This window comes from Tersicoccus solisilvae (genome assembly GCF_014643255.1).
Classification (GTDB): domain Bacteria; phylum Actinomycetota; class Actinomycetes; order Actinomycetales; family Micrococcaceae; genus Tersicoccus; species Tersicoccus solisilvae.
On the sequence record NZ_BMJI01000075.1, the window covers coordinates 1 to 598 of the forward strand.

A 598-nucleotide genomic window follows, 5' to 3' on the forward strand; every position below is an offset into this window, starting at 1 on the left:
GGATGAGCTGATACAACTGATGCTGGAGAAAGACACCCATGGCCACAGCGCGCTGTGGTGCAAGAGTGAGCTAGCCCTGCAGTCACTGAAAGAAGCACTGGGGCAAAGGTTGTATGCCGTCAAGCCTGATGGTGAAACTACTCGTTTTCGTTTCTACGACCCCAGGGTCTTACATCATTATTTAACCGAAGAAACGCAGGCCAGAAGAGATGCATTTCTTGAGCCTTTGGGGTCAGTGCTCTATGCATCGCTTAACCCCTTTCGTTTCAATAGCCATTGGCTGAATTGGCAAAGGGAGCCGGACGGATACGGCTGCCAGGCGATATCGATTAAGGAGGATTAATATGGGGACTCCGGTTGCTTTGAAAGGACATCAACATATTTGCCCTATGTTCAGCGGCAATACCCCTCATGTTGGTGGACCGATAAACCAGGGAGAAAGTGCTCTGACGGTCAACGGTATTCCTGTGGCCTTAACCGGGCACAAGTGTGACTGCCAGGTTGGCGGGCCAGATACCCTGGTTCAGGGACATCCGAGTTTGACCGTCAATGGCATCGCCGTGGTATTGCAGGGTGCGTCCACGGCCCATGGCGGCAA

2 protein-coding genes are annotated in these 598 nt (G+C 52.7%); both read left to right on the forward strand.

Annotation, left to right across the window (positions count from 1 at the left end; genetic code table 11):
* On the forward strand, window positions 1-343 hold a 343-nt coding region (locus IEX22_RS16315; RefSeq protein WP_229660113.1), incomplete at its 5' end, for a DUF4123 domain-containing protein.
* Window position 344: 1 nt separating this feature from the next.
* The coding region (locus IEX22_RS16320) for a PAAR domain-containing protein (RefSeq protein ID WP_188669281.1) at window positions 345-598 on the forward strand (254 nt) is incomplete at its 3' end.